The 23,042-nt window shown below is 40.4% G+C and carries 14 protein-coding genes and 1 pseudogene; 1 reads left to right on the plus strand and 14 read right to left on the minus strand.

The genetic code is table 11. From position 1 onward, the window contains the following. Positions 1 to 17: 17 nt before the first annotated feature. From NBH01_RS23235 to NBH01_RS23300, 14 genes are all read right to left on the minus strand, one after another. Complete coding sequence (locus NBH01_RS23235; protein ID WP_070750749.1) at positions 18 to 1,184, minus strand: Coenzyme F420 hydrogenase/dehydrogenase, beta subunit C-terminal domain; 1,167 nt, start codon at positions 1,182 to 1,184, stop codon at positions 18 to 20. Positions 1,185 to 1,210: 26 nt separating this feature from the next. Continuing rightward, positions 1,211 to 2,743 (minus strand): oligosaccharide flippase family protein, encoded by a 1,533-nt coding sequence (locus tag NBH01_RS23240; protein ID WP_070750731.1) that lies wholly within the window; start codon positions 2,741 to 2,743, stop codon positions 1,211 to 1,213. Between the two features lie 139 nt (positions 2,744 to 2,882). Then, the gene (rfbB, locus tag NBH01_RS23245; protein ID WP_070750729.1) at positions 2,883 to 3,995 is read right to left on the minus strand and encodes a dTDP-glucose 4,6-dehydratase; all 1,113 of its coding nucleotides are present in this window, start codon (positions 3,993 to 3,995) and stop codon (positions 2,883 to 2,885) included. Positions 3,996 to 3,997: 2 nt separating this feature from the next. Further along, on the minus strand, positions 3,998 to 4,858 hold the full coding sequence (gene rfbD, locus NBH01_RS23250) for a dTDP-4-dehydrorhamnose reductase (RefSeq protein WP_008766021.1): 861 nt from the start codon (positions 4,856 to 4,858) through the stop codon (positions 3,998 to 4,000). Between the two features lie 3 nt (positions 4,859 to 4,861). Beyond that, the gene (rfbC, locus tag NBH01_RS23255) at positions 4,862 to 5,431 is read right to left on the minus strand and encodes a dTDP-4-dehydrorhamnose 3,5-epimerase (protein WP_070750961.1); all 570 of its coding nucleotides are present in this window, start codon (positions 5,429 to 5,431) and stop codon (positions 4,862 to 4,864) included. Between the two features lie 30 nt (positions 5,432 to 5,461). Beyond that, positions 5,462 to 6,349, minus strand: a complete 888-nt coding sequence (rfbA, locus tag NBH01_RS23260; protein ID WP_070750959.1) for a glucose-1-phosphate thymidylyltransferase RfbA — start codon at positions 6,347 to 6,349, stop codon at positions 5,462 to 5,464. A gap of 176 nt (positions 6,350 to 6,525) precedes the next feature. Beyond that, positions 6,526 to 7,080 (minus strand): UpxY family transcription antiterminator, encoded by a 555-nt coding sequence (locus NBH01_RS23265; RefSeq protein WP_008766024.1) that lies wholly within the window; start codon positions 7,078 to 7,080, stop codon positions 6,526 to 6,528. 333 nt (positions 7,081 to 7,413) lie between these two features. Beyond that, positions 7,414 to 9,933, minus strand: a complete 2,520-nt coding sequence (gene galB, locus NBH01_RS23270; RefSeq protein ID WP_070750957.1) for a beta-galactosidase GalB — start codon at positions 9,931 to 9,933, stop codon at positions 7,414 to 7,416. A gap of 15 nt (positions 9,934 to 9,948) precedes the next feature. Beyond that, positions 9,949 to 12,024, minus strand: a complete 2,076-nt coding sequence (locus tag NBH01_RS23275) for a glycoside hydrolase family 20 protein (protein ID WP_070750955.1) — start codon at positions 12,022 to 12,024, stop codon at positions 9,949 to 9,951. Beyond that, positions 12,024 to 14,348, minus strand: coding sequence for a glycoside hydrolase family 20 protein (locus NBH01_RS23280; RefSeq protein ID WP_070750953.1), 2,325 nt, complete (start codon positions 14,346 to 14,348; stop codon positions 12,024 to 12,026). The genes NBH01_RS23275 and NBH01_RS23280 overlap by 1 nt, the downstream gene beginning before the upstream one ends. Before the next feature lie 38 nt (positions 14,349 to 14,386). Further along, entirely contained in the window at positions 14,387 to 16,981 is a 2,595-nt protein-coding gene (locus tag NBH01_RS23285) for a beta-mannosidase (protein WP_070750951.1), read from the minus strand. 77 nt (positions 16,982 to 17,058) lie between these two features. Beyond that, positions 17,059 to 19,134: a GDSL-type esterase/lipase family protein gene (locus NBH01_RS23290; RefSeq protein ID WP_070750964.1), complete on the minus strand. Its 2,076-nt coding sequence runs from the start codon at positions 19,132 to 19,134 to the stop codon at positions 17,059 to 17,061. A gap of 14 nt (positions 19,135 to 19,148) precedes the next feature. Continuing rightward, on the minus strand, positions 19,149 to 21,161 hold the full coding sequence (locus NBH01_RS23295) for a beta-N-acetylhexosaminidase (RefSeq protein ID WP_070750949.1): 2,013 nt from the start codon (positions 21,159 to 21,161) through the stop codon (positions 19,149 to 19,151). Further along, a complete protein-coding gene (locus tag NBH01_RS23300; protein ID WP_070750947.1) occupies positions 21,158 to 22,792 on the minus strand; it encodes a sialidase family protein in 1,635 nt (544 codons plus the stop codon). The genes NBH01_RS23295 and NBH01_RS23300 overlap by 4 nt, the downstream gene beginning before the upstream one ends. A gap of 82 nt (positions 22,793 to 22,874) precedes the next feature. Here NBH01_RS23300 and NBH01_RS23305 point away from each other — a divergent pair. Then, positions 22,875 to 23,042, plus strand: a pseudogene (locus NBH01_RS23305) (MFS transporter); the annotation flags it as partial.

Consider the following 23,042-nt stretch of genomic DNA (forward strand, 5'->3'; position numbering starts at 1 on the left):
CATAAATAGCTTGGCTATTATTGGAGTTTTCTTAATACTCTTTTAACAATTTGTTTCACTATTTTTTTAGTGATAACATATTTGCTATCACCAAAATACTTCTTATATGCAGCATCAAACCCTCTTAAAAGATAAAATTCCCAAAACTCTTGTCGTCTTTGATTAGAACATGTAGGGCGAATTAAGCATGGCTGCATAGCTTCATCTTTCGTTATCTTCCACAAATCAATAGAATCGTAAAGTTTATTTACCAAGCCTAACCCCATATTAGTATTCACCATTAATAATGAAGTACCTTCACATGAATACAAATCCGGGCGATTCTTCTTGTCGTCCCAAAAATCAGCTATTGTAAAATCTCCAGGACGGTCCAAGTTAGAATACTTACAAGAGTGACAAGAAGGACGATTTATCATTTGAGAAAAAAATATTTTTCCCCAATTAACTACCCAAACAGGATCGACAGCTTTCTGGCCGTTTTCAAAATAAAAACAATAAGAGAAGCGATGACTCCACCCATAAGTTTGTTTGTACCTCATGTTGATAGACATGACCTTTTGGCCAAGTTTCGTCGAGCACATATTTATATATTGCTTATATATAAGTGGACTAGGAACAGCATGGCAAACTAAATCAACCGTTAGTAAATTCTCATATGGTTTACGTAAAAAAAGCTTAAGCCCTTCTACTTGACAAGGAGAACCTGTAAACAAAACCCAGCGATCGCTTTTTAAATAAGTCTTTATCTGATTGTAAACACCTTGAATTTCACTCTGGACATATTTTGACCCCATAAAACTCCCTATACCTTCCATCGTTTCCGAAAAGCTATGTCTCACTACTCCATCGTTATCATATTCTACACCACAAACAACCCCTCCCAATTCTATTACAGATCCTGCAATAGCTGTAAAAGCACCACCACTAGAACTGTTCCGTAACGTTACAATATTTTTATGGCGAGCTGCAAAATATGCTTTTGGAGTTGGCCTTATATCCTTCACCTTTCTATAAAGAATAGGACAAGCCATCTCACAAAGTCCACAATTGATGCATTTACCTTCCTCAATCATAGGATATTTAAAACCTTCCACATCTTCCTTAAAAACTATCGCATTATGATTGCAGATTGACAAGCATGCAGAACATCCACAACAATCCTCTGATTTTTTTATTTTTATCATGATCCTCAACAGCTTATTTGATATGATTACAAGTTATTTTTTATAAGCTTACGCACTTGACCAACGACAAATACTCTTTCACTTGCTTTGCAACCCACAAAAAAGATAGCCATAAATGAGCATATGATACATGAGAAAGATAAGATCAAGAACGAATAAAATGATGATTGTAATCGTAATGAGATTAAATAGGGAATTGCAACTGAAAATATCGTCACAGCACATATATTAAAGAAAACATTCTTCATATAGCTTTTAACAGGCAATTGTATCATACTACGAAGCATAAATAAACGAAGTGCCAAACAACATAATGATATACCAATAGCCACATAAAGAGTAATTTCTGGTGCATAACCTCGTTCTAACAATATATATGAAATAGGAAAATTCATCATTTGCATACCGCCTACAACTATTTGGTAATTTCTAATACTGCCTGTTGCTAGCATCGCAGTAATCAAAGGATTTGATATTGATTCACACATGGCAAAGATCAAGATTAAACGGACAAATATGATTGTATAATCAGGAACATTTTTTAACCATATTGATAATATATATTCTGTACTCATGAGTACTGGTAATGACAAAAATAGTAACATATAAAAAGATAATCTTGCCCCCTGAAAAATCAAAGTAAACATGTATTTACTATCACCTACAGCAAATGATTTTGTTATCTGTGGATTTAATGCTGTCATAAAGTTTTGAGCGAAACTATTAATTGCATAATTAACCTGTACAGCCATCCCTCTTGCAGCATTGACAGTTGGACCACAAAAAAGATTTATAGCAATATTTACGCCTTGGTCTCTAAGGATTGCTGAAGATGCCCCTATAAAATTCCAACCCGAAAAGCTCAACATTCTTTTCAATAGGAATCTATCGATTCGACAAAAACATTTACATTCCTTAAAATGTCGCCTACAATATATAAAATAAGCGAAGGTTATAACAATTGCTACCACCAACAACAAAGCCCCATAAACAATCAATTTATCTACTGACATTAATACTAATAAATAAACAATTAAGAGTTTAAGTGACACCTCCAGAATACTAACATAAGCAAATGCAGACATTCGTTCGTGTGCAATAATTAAAGCATTAAAGGGAATACAAATCAAATTGACTCCAAAGGTAAAAATTGAGAACTGAAGCACCCAATTTGCCGCATTCATACGAACTTCGGGTATATTCATTTTATTATTAAGAAACCACACTCCTATAAGCTCAGCAAGTATAACGACCACTAAAGCCATTAAAAACTGTATAACTACTGCTGTAGAAAATACCGTCTTCAGTCTTCGTAGATCACCTTTACCCAACTCAATAGTTATAAAGCGACTAATGGCAGAAGACAATGAGGTAGATATAATAGCAAACATAGTTACTACTCCCCCTACCACATTATAAATACCAAAATCTTCAACCCCCAACGTAGCTAGTACCACACGGCTAGTATACAATGATACCATCATGGTAAATAACATACGGAAATAGAGAAGAAAAGTATTCTTAGCTATTCGCTTATTATTGTAATTAGTAGTTATCAAATATAAAACAATTATTCAGTAAATATCCGGAACTTCGTATCCAACTCCAACTTTAGATGTTTACAACATCAAAAGCTATTTTTCATATTAATACTTTAATTATTATGGGAATAAAAAGGCTCTATATAAAAGAGAATATTCATTCATTCCTATATATGGAATCGTAATACTCCTGATAATCACCACTTGTCACATTGTCCATCCATACCTCATTATCTAAATACCATCTCACAGTCCTTTCGAGACCTTCTTCAAACTGCAAACTCGGCTCCCAGCCTAACTCTTGTTTCAGCTTAGCGGAGTCAATTGCATAGCGTAGATCGTGTCCCTTTCGATCAGAAACATATGTAATTAAATCTAAGGAATAACCTTCGGAATAACCTAGTAACCTATCAACAGTTTTAATAATAACCTTAATAATATCTATGTTCTTCCATTCATTGAACCCACCAATATTATATGTCTCTGCTATTTTACCTTTGTGAAAAATAAGATCAATGCCCCGAACATGGTCGATTACATACAACCAATCACGAACATTTTCTCCTTTGCCATACACGGGCAATGGTTTACGACAGCGAATATTATTGATGAATAATGGTATAAGTTTTTCAGGAAATTGGTAAGGGCCATAATTATTGGAACAATTCGTTACAATTGTAGGCATATTATAAGTGTCGTGAAAAGCACGTACAAAATGATCACTACTTGCTTTAGAAGCAGAATACGGACTGTGTGGACTATACCTCGTGGTTTCCTTAAAAAAATCATGACCATAAGGTCCCCTACCGTCCTTATTGCCACTAGGATTCGTTAAATCCAATGCACCATAAACTTCATCTGTAGATATATGATAAAAACGCTTGCCTTCATAACCTTCAGAAAGAGACTCCCAAGTTAATTTAGCCGCTTGAAGCAGAGAAAGGGTTCCCATTACATTCGTACGAGCAAAAGTAAAAGGATCATTAATACTACGATCTACATGACTTTCAGCTGCCAAGTGAATAACCCCATCTATCTTATACTCACTAAACAACTCTATCATTTTTTCAAAATCACAGATATCAGCTTTTACAAAAACATAATTAGGTTTATCTTCAATATCTTTCAGATTAGCCAAGTTTCCAGCATAAGTCAGTTTATCTAAGTTGATAATACGATAGCTGGGATATTTATTCACAAACAGACGGACAACATGACTACCAATGAAACCAGCGCCACCAGTGATCATTATATTTCTTGAGAATTTCATGATTAATTATTTTCTTTAAGTTCATTAATACATTTCACAAGAGAATCTTTCCAATAAGGAATCTCGACACCAAAAGCCAGCTTCAATTTTGTTTTATCTAATACTGAGAAATGAGGACGTTTTACTTTACTAGGAAATTCATCACTATGACAAGGTTGAATATCACAACTGTTTCCACTCAATTCACAGATTTCTTTAGCAAAATCATACCATGAACAAACACCCTCATTACTGAAATGATAGATACCTTGTTTGTGATATTGATCCCCCTCAATCACTCTATAAATAATATCAGCCAAATCTTTTGCATATGTAGGTGTACCAATCTGATCAAAAACAACTCTCAATTTATCTTTATCAGCGGTTAACTGTCGCATAGTTTTAACAAAATTCTTACCAAATTGAGAATACAGCCAAGCTGTACGAAAAATCAAATAATTACAGCCTACACGTTGGATGCTTTGTTCTCCTGCTCTTTTTGTTTTGCCATAAATACCTAAAGGATTAGTTTCACAGTCTTCTCCACATGGCATATTCTTATCACCTTGAAATACATAATCAGTCGAAATATGAATTAAAGTAGCATTAACTTCTTTTGCAGCAATAGCCAGATTCTCTACAGCTTTATTATTCAATAAGTCTGCCATATCATAATCATCTTCTGCTTTATCTACATTCGTATAAGCAGCACAGTTAACAATTACCTTTATATTATCCAAATGTATCATATTACGAATAGCATCTAAATCTGTTATATCCAACTCTGCAACATCAGTAAATATATAATTATTCAAACTTGTAGCTGCTATGCATCGCATTTCATTACCAAGCTGACCATTAGCTCCAGTTACTAGAATATTCATTATTTAATATAGACTTTCATTATAGTTAAACAACCAAGAAGCATCTTTCAATAATTCATGATGATTATCCTTCTCAGACAATACAATCTCATTTGCCGGAACTCTCCAATCAATACCCAAATCAGGATCATCCCATGCCAAAGACCCTTCACTTTGCGGAGCATAGAAATTATCACATTTATATTGAAAAATAACTTCATCCGTCAGCACACTGAATCCATGAGCAAAACCACGAGGAATAAAAAATTGACGATGATTATCTTCTGTCAGTTCTACAGATACATACTTCCCAAACGTTGGTGAGCCTTTGCGAATATCTACCGCAACATCCAAAACGGCGCCTTTAATGACACGAACTAATTTACTTTGTGCATAGGGAGGCTTCTGAAAATGTAAACCTCGTAGCACCCCATAACTAGACTTACTCTCATTATCTTGTACAAAATTCACTTTACGAACTTTCTCGTTAAATTCCCGTTGCGAGAAAGATTCGAAGAAATAGCCACGATCATCCTTAAACAAACGAGGTTCAATAATGAACACACCTTCTATAGCTGTTTTAATAACTTCCACTGTGATTCTTTTGAAAATTAAGTATTAAATTTATTTCTGTGTTAGCTCATCAATTACCTTTAGCAAGTATTGCCCATACTGATTCTTCAGCATAGGCTTGGCCAGCTCACGCATCTTATCAGCAGTAATCCATCCATGACGTAAGGCAATACCTTCCAAGCATGCTACCTTCAAGCCTTGACGTTTCTCAATAACTTCAATAAAAGTACTGGCTTCGGATAAAGAATCATGGGTTCCTGTATCCAGCCAAGCGAATCCACGACCTAGCAGCTGCACTTTAAGTTCCTGATCATTCAGGAATTGCTGATTCACTGTCGTAATCTCTAATTCATCACGCGAAGATGGTGTGATATTTTTAGCTACTTCCACCACTTTATTAGGATAGAAATAAAGACCGACTACTGCATAATTAGATTTTGGCTGAATAGGTTTTTCTTCTATACTCAGAACACTCCCCATTTTATCAAATTCAGCAACACCATAACGTTCAGGATCGGCAACCCAGTATCCAAAAACAGTAGCTTTATTCTCTTCTTCTGCAGTATACACAGCTTCTTGCAGCATACGGGTGAAACCCTGACCATAGAAAATATTATCACCTAGTACCAGACAAACAGAATCGTTACCGATAAATTCTTCTCCGATAATAAATGCTTGAGCCAATCCATCCGGAGAAGGTTGCTCTGCATATTCAAAACGTACACCATAATCAGAGCCATCTCCTAAAAGACGTTTAAAGCCCGGAAGATCATAAGGAGTAGAAATTATCAGAATCTCACGTATACCAGCCAACATCAATACCGAAATAGGATAATAAATCATTGGCTTATCAAAGATAGGGAGCAGTTGTTTGCTCACTCCTTTTGTGATCGGATACAAACGAGTACCTGAACCACCGGCTAAAACAATTCCTTTCATTGATTTGTTATTAGTACTCAAGATTTGAGTGGCAGGGTATATATCCTTCCACTCAAAAAATTGAATATTTTATTAAAAAAATAGATTACCTTCCGAGATTAAAAAAAAATAGTTCTAAAGGTCAGACATGAAGTGTCCGACAACAAGGTGTTGAGCAGATGATCGTAATGTTATGATTAGTTGATTTTTTCGCAATACCACTTGGGAATATGTAGCATGACGCCGATAGTAGCTAACGTAACAACTACGTAATAGCTCTTCTTGTATTGCGTGAGTTTGCCTTCAAGTCCGGCAAACGGGCCACGGATCACCCGAACTGCTTGTCCGGGACGGGCTTCTGCTGTTACTGTATCGACATAAAGAGTTCCTTTATAATTAGGATCGCATACGGCACGGAATTCCAACATCTCACAGTCTGGAATCTCATAACACCGCCGTGTACTCCGGTCACGAACAAGCAAAAAAGGTATAGTACAATCTTTTACCCTTTCTAAAAGTTCTTTTTCCGTAAATTCTTTCTCGATAAACAGCAGATTGTGTACAGCTGGAGTCAGTTTCCGATGCTTTTTACCATCAAGCGTCTCATGCTCGATATATCGCATCGGAATAAAATAATTTACCCCTTTTTTTTCCAAATATTTCCCCAAATGTTCTTCTTTACAATAGAAGGTTTGTACAGCATACCATGCCTTCCTTCCCTCTGTTTGTCGTTCTTTGTCCAAATCATTCATTATCACCCATTACCCCTTGTTTTTTATTTCATCACTTACTTAAAAGACAAAAGCGCCCTGACTTTCACAAATGAAATCCATTTATGAAGCAGTAGCGCATCTCTTAAGGATTTAGCCTTTTTATCTTATCTCCATATAAGAACCAAGGTTCATAGAGAAACGGATACAGTACTAAAACGATGCAAAAGTAATACAATTTAATAAAAGAACATACTTTTACAGCTTTTATTTTGCCTGCAAAGATGTTAAACTCCTGTCTGCTTAAACAAAAATCCCTCTAAGTGTGTCGCAATGAAACACTTAGAGGAATTACATATATTACAACGATATTTCTTACTTCTTAGCTTCCTGACGGCTTTCAATGATCAAGGTTCCTTTTTTCAAGCCTTTGCCCGTAGCTTCAAGGGTTATTTTGCCCGGTTGCTCTGTCGAAGATACAATAGCAGTCATCATACCACTGAAGACTTTCATCTTCGGACGCTGGAAAGATTCCAAGGAAGCTGCATTACCATTAGCTCCTGCACGGTAACTACCCTCCCCCTTCACTTTGAAACTGATTTCATGTGAGGCATCCGGACACAGATTACCGTCTTTGTCTACCACTCGCACTGTTACAAAAGAAAGATCTTTTCCATCCGCTTTGATTACATTACGATCGGCTACCAATTCAATATGATCCGGTTTACCGGCTGTATGGAGTTCTTTTTCAGCTACAGCTTTCCCGTCAGCATCATAAGCCACGACTTTCACCGTGCCTGGCTCATATTTTGTATCCATCCACATCAGGCGGTAACGGCTCTGACGTTTCAAGTTCATGATGGAAACAGAGTCAGCACTATTATCAATGGTTACGGAAAGGTCTTTGGTACGTTTCCCCTGGCTCTTTCCGTTGATGAATAATTCGGCTGAAGGATAGTTGGTATACACAAAGACAGGAGTTATCTCTCCCTCTCGTCCTTCCCAATTCCAGTGAGGAAGAATGTGAAGTGTTTCCTGTTCTTTATTCCAGTGACTACGATAGAGATAATAACGGTCTTTGGGCAGCCCTGCTAAATCGATAATTCCAAACAGTGAAGAATGACTGGGCCAATCTGTATAATAGGGAGTCGGTTCACCCAGATAATCGAATCCTGTCCAAACAAACTCTCCTATACAATAAGGCAAGTCCTCATGTTGAATAAAATCATCTTCAGGCAGATTGGACCATGAACAAGACTCCACATCATAAGAGGAAGACTGGTGATCGTCATATTTCTTCATCCATTGGCGGGTAACAGGGAATTTATATACTCCACGGGAACTAACCGTAGAAGCAGTCTCACTACCCAAGACTATCTGTTGAGGAAGTTTTTTATAATTCTCCTGATATTTATGTGGTCTATAATTAAATCCCGCAATATCCATTACTGCCGCCATATTATTATTGACTACAGCATCCGGCGCATCCATCCCCTGTGTGACAGGACGTGTCGGATCTTCACGATGACAAAGTTCCTGTAGAAAATAAGACATCTTAGGTCCTTTATTTCCATCCCATTGTTCGGGAACCTCATTTCCGATGCACCACATCACCACACTCGGATTATTACGATAATGACGTAGCAAGTTCGTCAGATCCTTTACTGCCCATTCGTCAAAGACATGACGATAGCCGTTCTTAACTTTCATAGCCTTCCATTCATCAAACGATTCCGCCATCACCATCATTCCCATCTCATCACAAGCTCTGATTAACTCAGGAGCAGGCATATTATGAGAAGTACGAATCGCATTACAACCCATATCTTTCAAAATACGAATCTGACGACGGATAGCAGCATCATTCACAGCACCTCCCAAAGGACCGAGGTCATGATGATTGCATACGCCTTTGAATGGAGTTCTCTTTCCATTTAAGAAAAAGCCCTTATTGGGAATGACTTCAATAGTACGAATACCGAAAGATGTTGTATATTCATCCTTCAGTGTATTACCTTCATAGACTTTAGAAACAGCCTGATAAAGAACAGGTGTTTCCGGGCTCCATAAAGCCGGACGACTGACAACAAGTTCCTGACTGAAGATATTATCATCAAAACGGGAACCTTGTTTCTCATCAGTAGTTACTACTTTTCCATCCTTATCTTTAAGTTCAGTCACTATACGGTATGCATCAAACTGTTTTCCGGAAGGTACGACCAAAGTCGTTTTTATATTCACTTTCGCATAATCATCCTTCACTACCGGAGTAGTCAACTGTGTACCCCATGTCGGAATATGAGCATCTTCCGTTACTACCAGATGTACATTTCTGTAAAGTCCGGCTCCCGGATACCAACGGGAAGATTCTGTCTCATTCTCCAGACGAACAGCTAAAGTATTCTTTGTCCCCTCTTTCAGATAGGGAGTTACATCCAGATAAAAGGTATTGTACCCATAGGGCCAATAACCCGCCTCCTGACCGTTGACATACACACGAGCATGGCTCATAGCTCCGTCAAAGATCAATGTAGCCTTTTTCCCTTTGGCAAAAGAGGGAGCATCAAAATTCAGCCGATACCAGCCCACTCCGACGAAAGGAAGACCACCTGTACGTCCGGCATGTTCCATCGCTTCTTTTTGTCCGTCTTGTGCAATGGCTGTCATTTGCCTATCATTATCTACACCAAAAGGCCCATAAATAGCCCAGTCATGGGGTACTACCACTGATTGCCACTTGATATCATTATAGTCGGGCTGAATAAAATCAGCATTATCTTCACGTGTAAATTTCCATCCTTTCTCAAAGGTATACGAGGTTCGTACCTGTGCACTGATCACAGAGAAAGAAAAAAGGACGGCTATTCCTAATAAGTATCTAATATTTAGAGTCATAAATTATACATCTGATTATTTCACTACTATTTCATCCGTAAATATCCATCCACCGAATTCTTCTCCGGCACGAGCTTGATAACGTATATACCGTCCTTCAGCACTGCCTTCCCATGAAATACTAATAAATTTAATAGCTTCTTTTCTATTTACTTCAAAAGTATATTGTTTCAATTCTGTGAAGTTTGTTCCATCATCAGAAATGGAAATAGTGACAGATTCAGGCAAAAAGACCTCTGCCCCTACCACTTGCATAAAATCAGCAGAGACAGAATGGACAACAGTTTCCGTACCCATATCAATGGTAACATCCAATCGCTTTTTATCGATAAAACCTTGCCAGGAACCATCTCCATAAGTCCAGTCGCCACGAATACCATCAGTAAGAGCTGTATTTCCCTGCGCAGGATAGTGAGGACTATACGGAGCATTATAAATAACCTTCTTCCCCACAGCCAGATGACTTATCGGCTTCAAAGACTCCGGACGACTTCCTATCTCATTTTTAAGATCAAAAGTATGATATCCTTTCGCTTGCAAATCATCAACTGCTTTCAATGCACGATTATGAAAGTCTGTCCATGATTTACGTTCGGGAGCCGACCAAGCCACTTCTGCCAAAGCAAGGATACGAGGATATATCATATATTCCATATGCTCCGGAGTGGGGATATATTCTGCCCATAGATTTGCCTGCACACCATAAACAAGTTTTGCCTGTTCTACAGTTAAAGAATCTGAAACCGGATTATATGAATAAACCTTCTCCAATGGCAAATATCCTCCGATAGCTTCCGGCTGAGAATACGGAGCATCCTGATAACTATCCAAATAACAATATTGACCGGGAGTCATAACTGCCTGATGACCGGAACGGACAGCAGCAATACCTCCCTCTTCGCCACGCCATGACATTACAGTAGCATTAGGAGCCAGACCACCTTGAAGAATTTCATCCCAACCCAGCAACTTACGTCCATGTGCATTCAGAAACAGTTCAATACGATGAATCAGATAGCTTTGTAGCTCGTCTACATTAGAAAGATGTTCATCCTGCATCCTTTTCTGACATTTCGGACAAGTCTTCCAAGCCGCCTTACCAGCCTCATCGCCTCCTACATGAATATATTCCGATGGAAAAAGCTCCATTACTTCAGTAAGCACATTTTCTAAGAAAGTGAATGTTTCTTCATTTCCAACACAAAAATCTGCGTTTTTATAAGGTTCACCCGAACAGGAGAGTTGCGGATAAGCAGCCAATACTTCTTCTGAATGGGCAGGCATCTCGATTTCAGGAATGATTGTGATATAATGCTGCTGCGCATATGCAATAATCTCCTTCATGTCATCCTGAGTATAATAACCACCGGAAGCACCGGGCTCATCAAAACGAAGATATTTCCGTCCGCCATTCCACCACTTCTTCCAGTTTGCATCTGTACGCCAGGCTGCAAATTCCGTCAATAAAGGATATTTCTTTATTTCAAGTCTCCATCCTGCCGCATCCGTCAAATGCAAGTGCAAACGGTTTAGTTTATAAAATGCCAATGCGTCTATCTGTTTCTTCACAAATTCTTTAGAGAAGAAGTGGCGGGAGACATCCAGCATCATACCACGATAAGCAAAACGAGGGGTATCCTGTACTTCAACAGAAGCTATAGAATAGCCCGTGTCCGAAGGCTGAGATAACTGCAACAATGTCTGAATTCCATAAAACAACCCAGCACCGGAAGAAGCCTGAATCAGAATATGTTCAGGAGTAACGGATAATATATAACTTTCCGGTGACACCAACTGAGGCTTCTTTTCTGTTATCAATAAAGACAAGACATTCTGTTTATCTTTCTTTTTCCCTTCCTTAAATTGTACAGGTAATGCAGTTTTCAGATAGTTACCCAGAAGAATAGCTTCTTCTCCCTGTAGATTTGTATAAAGCTTTGTTTTTTCAGAGAGTAAAAAAGAGCCCGTACCCTGTTCCATCTTTAAGGGAACAGGAATTACGGACTGTGCATTTATGGGATGTGTACAAAGACACATCCCGATTACCCATAAGAAAAGACAAACTTTAGTGTATCTCTTTCTTATATTCATTAATTAATTGTGATTTCGTCTACAAATAAAAAGCCTGGATAACTCTTACCACCATGCCATTCCGGAATACTTTTCTCGGGTGAAGCTATAACTTTCACATATTGTGCAGTTACAGGTGTAAATGTTAGTTTATGGTCATAAACACCATTTTTATCAGTTTCCTTCATTGCAGGATAAGTTTCAGATGCCACTTTCGTGAAGTTTGTGCCGTCTTCTGAAACTTCTACAGAGAGTCCTCTTGTATCAAAAACCCAATCTCCCTTCTCTACGCAAGTAGAAATGGCAACGCTTGAAATCTCTGTTGGTTGTTTGAAATCAATAGTCACATCCATATCATTTCCTCTAAATGCAATCCAGCGTCCGGTTTTATAGTTACCATTTCCTTTCAAGCCATCTACCAACGTAGAGACACCTTTGAACTCATATTGTTTATTCACCGGCTGATTAGCAACAATCGGCTTCATGCTTGATTTACTGAAATCGATTTTCTCAGAAACGACACGACTATTGCCAGTAGGGCGAATAGCTATAGCCGAGAAGTCTGCATTTTCCTTAATCTTCAAAGCACCATCATAAACGGGAGAAGTACTCGTCGGCTCTGTACCATCTAGCGTGTAGTGGATTGGTGCATTATCAATTGTAGTAAGTGTAATGTCTAAAGTACCATCAGCCGGATTCGGAGTAAATTCTGCTTTTACATCAAATACGTGCTTTGCATAATTATATCCTTCTGCATCATACCACTTAATCAGTCGTGGAAGACGAGACAAGAAATCTTCGTAGTTCTTCTTATCAGGTGTTGACCACTGGACTTCACACAAAGCAGCCCAACGAGGCAAGACCATATATTGAGCATGAGAGAAAGTAGCAATATACTCTGTCCAAAGATTGGCTTGTACACCTTTTATATACTGCTGTTCTTCCGGAGTAAGGGAAGCCGGCATCGGCTCATAGCTGTACACTCTTTCCATCGGCAAATAACCTCCGATACCGAAAGGTTCATTTTCAGTATCTTTAGCCTGATAATAATCAAAATACAGATAAGTGTTCGGGGTCATGATCACATCATGTTTCTGCTTGGCAGCTTCAATACCTCCACTTTCGCCACGCCATGACATAACTGTTGCATTAGGAGCAAGTCCGCCTTCGAGAATCTCATCCCAACCAATAATCTGACGTCCGTGATCGTTCAGGAACTTCTCTATATGATTGATAACAAAACTCTGCAAACGTTCTTCCTTAGTATGATTCTTATCCGATTTCAAGCCCAACGCTTTGATACGTGCCTGACATTTCGGACATTTCTCCCATCTTACCTTCGGACATTCGTCACCACCTACATGGATATACTCTGAAGGGAAGATTTCAATCAATTCACCATATACATCTTCCAGGAATTTCAGAACCTGATCGTTGCCAGCACAAAGTACATCATCGGCCACTCCCCATTGTCTCCAAACTTCATACGGTCCACCGGTACAACCCAATTCCGGATAAGCGGCAAGGGCAGCCAGCATGTGTCCCGGAAGGTCGATCTCAGGAACAACAGTGATATAACGTTCTGCGGCATAATCTACAATTTCCTTAGCCTGTTCCTGTGTATAAAATCCACCATAGGGTGTGTTATCATATTCACCGGAGTTACGTCCGATGACCGTTCCCGATCTTTGAGAACCTATTTCCGTCAACTTCGGATATTTCTTGATTTCCAGACGCCATCCCTGGTCGTCAGTAATATGCCAGTGCAAACGGTTCATGTTATGCAAAGCCAGCATATCAATATAAGTCTTCACTTCATCAATTGTGAAGAAATGACGGCTAACATCGAAATGTGCACCACGATAACCGAAACGAGGAGCATCCTTAATTTCAACAGCAGGCAATGCTACATCAGCACCCAAAGCAATAGGCAATGATTTACGCAAAGTCTGAATACCATAGAAAACTCCGGCTTCTGTAGGGGCAGTTATCGTGACACCTTGATCGGTGACTTTCAACTGATAAGATTCAGGGTTTTCTACTTCTGAGCCTAACGCCAGCACTATAGCATTTTTACCTTCAGTTCCGGCTTCAATCGAAAAGTCTTTTCCGGTTGCAGTCTTCAGATAATCAGCCAAAAATTGCGCATTACGCTGCATCTTCTCATTTCCTTCCGGATAAAGGATTTTCACACCGCTTTTCAAAATAAAGGGGTTTACTTGCGATGTTACAATTTCTTGTGGCAATGGGATAATCTGATAATTGGCTTCTTCTTGTACCGAGTCACAAGAGCTCATCAGTCCTGCCAGTGCCACACATCCTGTTAATTTTAGGAGTTGTTTCATAAAATAAAAATTAGGTGTTAGTAGTTAATAAATTAGTTTTATTTATAGGTTTCTCGAATATGCTTGATATTGACAGGTAATTCTTCTCCCTTCTTTATCCGGGGAGAAGTAATAATTACTTTCTTACGTTCTCCGGGTAAGAGATCAAAGAAGTTGTCACTGTAACGGGCTCCCTGCAATGGAGTCTCAATAAAAAGATCTTTTGCCAACATTGATGAAAAGAGAGTCAATTCACATTTACCATCCGTCTGCTTCATTTGATAGGATACTGCTGCCGGAGGAAGTTGCAAATCTTTCGTCTTTCTGAAAAAATGGACGCTTTCAGCCACCTGATGTCCCGATTTATCTTTGAGTATCAATTTCAAGAAGCTGCGTCGGCAGTCTTCGGGAGTCAGCCAGCCATCCAGTTTTGCACGATAAACACATTTTGAAGTATTTGCCGGAGCTTCCAACGAATGTACTTGTATCTTCTTACCCAGCGTTTTTCCATCAAAATCCACGACTTTCATTTCCAATGTCATTTGCTCCATTGTATCAAGCCGGTCTGAAATTAGAAAAACACTCAAACTGTCATTCTGCTGTATAGGATTGATCAAGATCGGTGCAAAAGCACGCTTTGCCTGATAATGTAATGCCTTCCAATTACCATAATAATCAATACTTGACCAGGATACCACCGGCCAACTGTCGTTCAACTGCCAATACAATGTCCCCATACAATAAGGACGATTGCGTCTGTGAGCTTCCAGTCCATGCCGCATCCCCTGTCCTTGCAAGACTAATCCGACATACACAAAATCCTCGAAACTTTCGGGAATGATATAATCACGTTCCATATAAGTACGGATCAACGAATTGCCAATACTACTCTTCTGATGCGCATTCATCACTTCAGACTCAATCTGATAATCTTCAGGAGCAGCAAAAGCAGCAATGGTTTTCATTTCCGGAAATGACTGGAAACCAAATTCACTCATAAAACGCGGCAAATCGGTATCTAAAGACTCAAATGGCTTCTTTCCGTACCAGACTCCCCAATTATGACTGTCTCCTATCCCCCATGATTCCGGACGCCCCCAGTTAGCGAGATAGGGCGAACTGTGCACATAAAAACGATCCGAATCAAATTCTTTAACCATTGAAGGCAACAGCTCACGGAACAGTTTATCATAACCATGCATTAATCCTTGATAAACCTCCGGAGTAAATTTCTTCTCAAAGCCCCAATATTTCAGAGCTTCCAGTATTTCATTATTACCACACCACATCGCCAAAGAGGCATGATTCCGAAGACGACGAATATTGTAAACAGCCTCCGCCTCTACCCGTTTCAGGAAAGTAGGATCGGATGGATAAGGGGTACACGCAAACATAAAATCCTGCCAGACAAGTATCCCGTTCTCATCGGCAAGGTCATAGAAAAGATTATTCTCATATGTCCCGCCACCCCATATACGAACCATATTCATATTGGCTTCCTTCATGTCACGGAACAAAGTCTGATAGCGTTCCGTAGTAACATTAGGCAACAGTGCATCCTGAGGAATATAATTAGCTCCTTTGGCAAACATCGGTATGCCATTGACTTCAAAATAAAAAGATTCTCCGTCCTTATCTTTTTCATTTACCACACGAATCGTTCGTAAACCAATCCGATGAGATTGTTCCGCAACAATCCGATTTCCACAAACTATCTGAGCCGAGAAATCATACAGAGTCGGAGTTCCCCAACCATTAGGCATCCATCGTACAGGATTCGTCACTTCAGTAGGAAGAGTGATATGATTTATCCCGGGTTGCAGTGTCACCTGCTGTTTTACTTCTGTAATGGTAGTTCCATTCAACGATACATTGACCCTTACTTCAGCCGGAGTTTTCTGAGGAACAATCTGATTAACAATCAGTTCATTAGACAGACGAGCGTTTTCATCTGTCAGCGATAATTGTCTGACATGGTAGTCGGATATGGTAGCTATGTCGTAAAAACGAAGAGTAACCGGGCGCCAAACACCACTTGTCACCATTCGGATGCCCCAGTCCCAACCGTAACTATACGGAGCCTTACGGCTGAACACACTAAGATGTTTCTCGTGATGATCGTTATCCGCTGGATAATTAAAGCCATTGGAAGCATATTGCGGCAACGTTTGCCGGATAGGTGAATGGAAATAAATATATAAGTGATTCTCGCCCTTCCGCAACACTGATTTTACAGGAAGTGTATATCCCACAAACATATTATCAGCCTTCAGCAATAATGAGCCGTTGAGATATACGTCTGCATAGGTATCAAGACCTTCAAAAATAAGTTGGATTCCGTCACGATTCAATTGCTCTTCGGAGACTATAAAGGAGGTTCTATATTCCCAGTCCTCATTCTCCACCCATTGAATTTTCTTTTCATTCATCCCATAAAAAGGATTCGGCAGTAATTCATGACTGATCAGGTCCTGATGAACCGTACCAGGAACTGTGGCTGGCATCCACTTTTCAGTCCCTGATTGAGAAAATTCCCAACCGGTATCCAGTAGCATGACTTCCGAAGTGTCATTACCTTGAGCATAAACCATACTACAGCAACATAGCAATCCACATGCTATCGGGGCTATCTTTCCTGTCAAATTTAAGATCATAGTGGGGGCATTAGATATTAACGGAGTAAAGATATTGCTTTTTTGTTAAATATTTCCTATTGAAGCCACAAAATATCTCATTTCATCGAAAATTCGGCACGAAATGTCGAAGCAGGCAGTCCTTCCCGATTGATCAGATTAGCCCGCGTAAAAGGTTGCCAGCCATATCGTACATAGCGGGGATTTTGCACTTCTTTACTATATACCTTCACCTGTTCTCCTACAACCTCAGCCGTTGCCGGATAATAGATACCATCATATTCCGCTACTTCAAAGCATTGTAAGGGCTTTCCGTCCGAGCTCCGCATCCCTTTTCCATAATCAAAAGACAAAAAGACTTTCCCACCGCGAACGTTTGCACCACGAAATAAAGGACCAGAAGGAATGACATTTTTCTGATACGTTTTATTCAAAGCCCATCGCGCCAAACGCTCTCCCACGGGTTTCTTACAGGTAGGATGCACATCCAGAGAATCACCATGATCGCTGGATACAGCCATTCCGATATGAGAAATTTCATTCAACATTCTACGCTGACTATCACGGAACCAAGGCCAAGAAGGGCGATTCAAACTGGATAATTGTACATAATAAAAAGGCAGGCAGGCATCATTCCAATTCTTTCGCCAACTATTCACGAGCAGTTTAAATAATTTTTCATGGGCTTCCCAATTATGCGCATTCGATTCTCCCTGATACCAGATTACTCCTCGTATCGGATACTGTTCCAAAGGCCGAATCCCCGACTCATATAAATAACAAGGCTCATACGGATGCCTCTGCTGGCTATTTGCTGACTTTTTTATATTCAAAGCAGCCCGTCCGCGCACCCATTCCTGAATAAAATCATTTTTAGTCCAGTCTTTTAAAATGGCGGGAAACTGATATTCCAAACTAGCTCTATCTACCCAGGCTTCTGTAGGTGATCCTCCAATGGCATTGCAAATCAATCCAACCGGAACATTCAGACTATCTCTTAGCATCTTACCAAAATAGTATGCAATTGCCGAGAAATCAGAAGCTGTCGCCGGAGTACAATTTTTCCATTCCGTATCCTTATAATATTGGAGATGATTCAACGAGTCAAGTACGGACGCCTCCCATTCGACGGCATTTGTGCGCCAACGTGCTTTCATATCATACAAACGAAGTTGCTGATCTGCGGCACGTGGAATATCGTCTCGGGCAGTCGAAGCCTGTTTCAGCATAAACTCCATATTTGACTGACCGGAACAAAGCCAGACTTCACCCGCTAACACATTTTGATATTGAAGGTCTGTCTCATCCGTTGAGATCTTTAAGGTATAAGGACCACCCGCCTTTAAAGGAGGCAACGTTACCGACCATTTTCCATTCAGACCTGCTTTTGTTTTCATTTGCCGGTCGGCTATGCTTACAGTTACCCGGTCCCCGGCATTGGCAATTCCTTGAACCGTCAGCGGAACATCCCGTTGCAATACCATATTATCTGTATAAAGCAACGACATTTTCAGTCCGCCATAATCTCCGGTAATGGCGGAATATACGGTCTGAGCCATAATAAACGCTCCTTCGGAATCAGGGTGTACGGCGTCCGTCAATATGAAAGGGTATGGATACAACGGCTCATGAAAGTCGATCAACTGTACTCCGGTATAGCGTGCCACATTCTCAATAGCCAATTGTATTTCTCCATGCCAGTCACGTGTCCCTGACAGGAAACGAGGATGCCGATCGGCAATAGGTGTAAGTCTGGCAATCATAATCCGGACTTTAGAATTAGCCGCCCGAAAAGAATCGATCAATTCAATGTAATCTTTCACAAAGGAATCACGATAATCGGGCCAATCACGGGGATCTGTATCATTGATGCCTAAATGAATAACCACAATATCTCCGCCAAAGTCGATCGCTCTGCGATACTCATCTTGCTGCATGTAAGGCCGGTGCCCTTTATTCAACAAGGTAGCACCCGATTTGCCGAAGTTTTCGACTTGATAAGACTCTCCCAACATCTTCTGTAATTGCGCCGGATACGATTGTGTAGTCCGGTCGGGCAATCCATAACCATAGGTGATACTATTCCCGATGCAGGCAACTTTAATACGATTTTCCTGTGCACTCGCTGCTGTAACAAACAAGATGGCAACAACAATCAATAATACATTTTTCATCATATAAGAGTCAATTACATTTTCTTTTCCGGAGAATAGATCAGCCCTTCTACGGCCTTATCGCCGTCAGGAGTAACAAATACTGCGGTAAACATCCATTTAACCAATCGTACTTCATTCGTTGAGAATTTGCCGACAGGCAGTTTCAGCAATACCTTATTCCAGCCTTTATGCAAATGAACCCGTAGTGGCAGACGTGCCACACAATTTTCATTACCTAAGGCTGTTTCCAAACTTTTCACGCGATGAGTAGCAGACCATACCGGAGGCAGTATTTCCTGATCATTAATCCAAATACGGCTTTCTTTATAATCCCACTTTCCCGGTAATGGCGGCAGGTCATTCTCAGAACGTCCATAATTTTGAAATTCAGCCCATAAGCCGACTTCCTGTGCTTTAGAAGAATAGACATACGTGTAGGCATAAGCAGTATGATTCTCCTGCGGGTCTTTATAAAAAGCCGGCACAATTTTCCCCCATACGTGCCGGAGATAGATACCGGCTCCTATGGCAGGACGCACTCCATATTGCTTCCCTTCATAGGTATATGAATCTTTCAGCTCTTCTTCCGGTGGAAAAACTTTAGTCAGATCCCCCTCATTCGGAAAAGCATCTGTAATGTTCCATTTTACATGAGTCTGTTTGACATAGGCAAATGGATACCCTTTAAACAGATGCTCTTTATACCATAACATACGACTTTCGAAGTCCTCAAAATTACGAAAAACCTCAGAGTTTTCATCTACAGGAAGAATTGTTCCTTGCTTATCAAAATATTCAGTTCCTCCTCCCCGCCATGAACGCTCTGCGATAGCCAGCATATTCGGGTAAAAGTTATTTTCCAGAACCATATTCCACTCTTTGTCGATTAAACGATCATTCCAGATACCCATAATGACTCCGGCAAGATCATCACTTCCCATATCCGCATTATAAATCCGACTATTATATAGAGCAATTATATCGCCGAACGTATCAAAATGATTCAAATAATGGAAACGGGAGTCAATAGCGGGAATACCTTGTTGGGCTTTGCCACGATAGCTCCAAAGTTGCATCATGTCGATCTCACCCGTCTTATACTTCCATCCGGGATTCCAGGAAATCACTTTTTTCCCTTTGTCACGGATATAAGCCACCATTTCGGGCACAAACTGCGGATTAGTAAAATGCACTTCGTCTGTTCCAATATGGAGATATGGAACATCAAACGTTTCACAAATCTCATCCAGCAGGAGTTTCAGGATCTTCATTCCTTCCGGACTTTGCATATCATGACGGAAAGTACGGATAAATGCCGCACTATGTCCGGGCATATCAATCTCCGGAATCAACAGTACCTGATGAGCTTTACAGAACTCGGTCAACTCTCTCGCTTCCTCCAACGTGTAATATTTACCCGCCATACGAGTCATATTCACACTATCATTCAACATCGGAAAGATTTTACTTTCCAGACGCCATGCCTGATTTTCCGTCAAGTGCCAATGAAAGGTATTGATTTTAAATCGGGATAAAATGGTTATCTCACGTTTCAATTCCTCCAAAGACAAGTAGCTACGCCCTACATCCTGCATGAAACCCCGAATCCGGAAAGCCGGCCAATCAGTGATAGTACCACATTTCAGTCGGATTTTCTTTCCCTTTTCTTCTTTTAGTTGATATAGTGTCTGCATCGCCCAATATACTCCACGCTCTGCTACAGCCTCCACAGTAATTGCCTTTGGAGTAATAGTCAGACGATAAGCCTCTTCCAGATTGACAGGTACGTTGTCAATCGCGTCAACCAATTTTATATTGATAGAGGATACCGACTGATCAGTCAGAGTGCCTCCCATCTCCGTCACAAAACGCTTCCATTCCTGCGAAAGCACAGGAGTGGAAAGCTGCATTTTATCCACGACAAAATATCCTTTTGCAAGCACACATTGCTGAGGTTGGGGAAGCAGATGCAAATGACCTGCTCCTAATATACATAAGGTATGGAATAAAAATGCAATCCCCAAAAAGATTCGAAGACTTTTCATCGAATCAAATCTTTCAGTTTTACTGCTTGAAATGTCATGTGGGCGGCACTACTCTCATACAAGATGCCAATCGTTTCCCGATCAATCATTGTCAGACAGCTATATCCCCAGCCTTCTCCTTCATCCAGCATTAACTGATGTTCGGGAAGCCAGGTCAGTCCGCCGTCCAGGCTGGCTTTAATAGTTATATGATTGCGTCCTCTGGTCGTATTCGGATTCGAGAACAAAAGGATATCTTTATCAAGTACATTATCTTTAGCTTCCACATGGATCAAACTGGCCATACATACAGGTTCCTGCAAGGCTTTCCGGGAGGAAGGATGTTCTGTCCATGTCTTGCCCAGATCTTTTGTTATTGCCACAGCACGGCTTCCTCCACGGTTATCCCGCATATTCAGCATCAGCACTCCGGGCTCTGTTTCTACTACTTGCGCTTCGGTTGTATTGGTGCGTGCCATGTTGTGCATCTTCCATGTTTTTCCGCGGTCTTTACTATACATGATGCCGGCATTAGGTACACGGGTAGAGTCAATAAACTGAGTAGGGAATACTAAAGTTCCATCACTCATTGTTATTCCCCGTCCCGGTCCCTGAAGCAAGAAATACCAGGAAGGGTCTTTTACTTGTTCGGTTATATTAATCGGTTTCGACCAGGTTTTACCGTCATCCGTACTTTTTGCCATCACCAGTTGTGCTGTTTGATATAGATCCATTCCGGGATGAGAACTCCACCAGGCACGTTGATTACCCATTCCGTGTGTCCATGCGGCAACAACCCATATTGTATTCGTTTGGGTATCTACCAGAATAGAAGGGTCCCCTACCCCATTCTGTGCAGCAGGCAAACCATCATATTCGCCGAACGAAAGAGGAAGGCGCATCTTTTCCCATGTTTTGCCACCATCCGTGCTCCGGCTCAAACCGACATCTACATATTCCTGCAGATCAACACTGCTATTATAACGGACATCATATACGCCAAGCAGGGTTCCTTTATTTGAAGTTACCAATCCGGGAATACGGAAAGAAGCCGAACCGTCATCACCGGCATGGCGGACACCCACTGCCATTCGATGAATGATGTCTTTCGGCGACCGTTCTTCACAAATGGCTTCTTTACCATCGATCTTCACTGATTGAAGTTCGGAACTTATTTTCGTGAAAAGAGAAGCCTCCGGCTTCATCTGCAAGCTGATCCAAAAGAAATTAATCCCCGGGAACAACTTATAATGACTCTTCAAAACTACTTTTTCAGAAGGCCGCAAGACTTCCGCACATTTTATCGAATAAGACGGTATTGCTGCCAATGTATTCCCCGGACGGTGACTGGATATATAGTCAACAGGTGCAAACCTCTTCTTTCCTTTATCTTGTAAAGCTTCCGTACCGCCATAATAGAGTTTGACTGCCTGTACATCCGACAGATTGACACTCTTTCCAAAATCCAAAACGATCTCATCCATCATCCGGCTTTCTTTTGCATCTAAACGAAAGTAGAACAATACGTTATCCTGCCGCTCAATTAAAATAGGAATTTGCGTCTGATGTACAAAAACGGTGTCTGAAGCTTTCACAAAGATAGAGCACCCTAACAAGAGAACAAGGGTAAGTAAATAATGATTTCTTTTCATAAATGGGGGTATTAGTTAGTTTAACGAAGGCAAAGATAAGATTTTCTCAGCATATATTTAACAGTCAAAGCGACAAACTTGCGTTTTTTACCAAGTTCTCGTAGGACTAGTCAACACTCTGACCACCGTTCTTGCTCTTGTGATCATCGACAGGGTCGGCCGCAAGCAACTGGTCTATTACGGAGTTTCGGGGATGGTTGTCTCCCTCCTGCTGATCGGCATTTACTTCCTCTTCGGTGATTCCTGGGGA

Origin of the sequence: Bacteroides sp. B1-V-101 (genome assembly GCF_023656585.1) — a bacterium.
GTDB classification, from domain to species: Bacteria; Bacteroidota; Bacteroidia; order Bacteroidales; family Bacteroidaceae; genus Bacteroides; species Bacteroides thetaiotaomicron.

Bases quoted from the DNA above. Each gene is read 5' to 3' on its own strand.
- NBH01_RS23295 (WP_070750949.1), bottom strand. From the start codon at position 21,161: ATGAAAAGTCTTCGAATCTTTTTGGGGATTGCATTTTTATTCCATACC.
- NBH01_RS23285 (WP_070750951.1), bottom strand. From the start codon at position 16,981: ATGATCTTAAATTTGACAGGAAAGATAGCCCCGATAGCATGTGGATTG.
- rfbA (WP_070750959.1), bottom strand. From the start codon at position 6,349: ATGAAAGGAATTGTTTTAGCCGGTGGTTCAGGTACTCGTTTGTATCCG.
- NBH01_RS23290 (WP_070750964.1), bottom strand. From the start codon at position 19,134: ATGAAAAATGTATTATTGATTGTTGTTGCCATCTTGTTTGTTACAGCA.
- rfbD (WP_008766021.1), bottom strand. From the start codon at position 4,858: ATGAATATTCTAGTAACTGGAGCTAATGGTCAGCTTGGTAATGAAATG.
- NBH01_RS23300 (WP_070750947.1), bottom strand. From the start codon at position 22,792: ATGAAAAGAAATCATTATTTACTTACCCTTGTTCTCTTGTTAGGGTGC.
- NBH01_RS23275 (WP_070750955.1), bottom strand. From the start codon at position 12,024: ATGAATATAAGAAAGAGATACACTAAAGTTTGTCTTTTCTTATGGGTA.
- NBH01_RS23265 (WP_008766024.1), bottom strand. From the start codon at position 7,080: ATGAATGATTTGGACAAAGAACGACAAACAGAGGGAAGGAAGGCATGG.
- NBH01_RS23280 (WP_070750953.1), bottom strand. From the start codon at position 14,348: ATGAAACAACTCCTAAAATTAACAGGATGTGTGGCACTGGCAGGACTG.
- NBH01_RS23235 (WP_070750749.1), bottom strand. From the start codon at position 1,184: ATGATAAAAATAAAAAAATCAGAGGATTGTTGTGGATGTTCTGCATGC.
- rfbB (WP_070750729.1), bottom strand. From the start codon at position 3,995: ATGAAATTCTCAAGAAATATAATGATCACTGGTGGCGCTGGTTTCATT.
- galB (WP_070750957.1), bottom strand. From the start codon at position 9,933: ATGACTCTAAATATTAGATACTTATTAGGAATAGCCGTCCTTTTTTCT.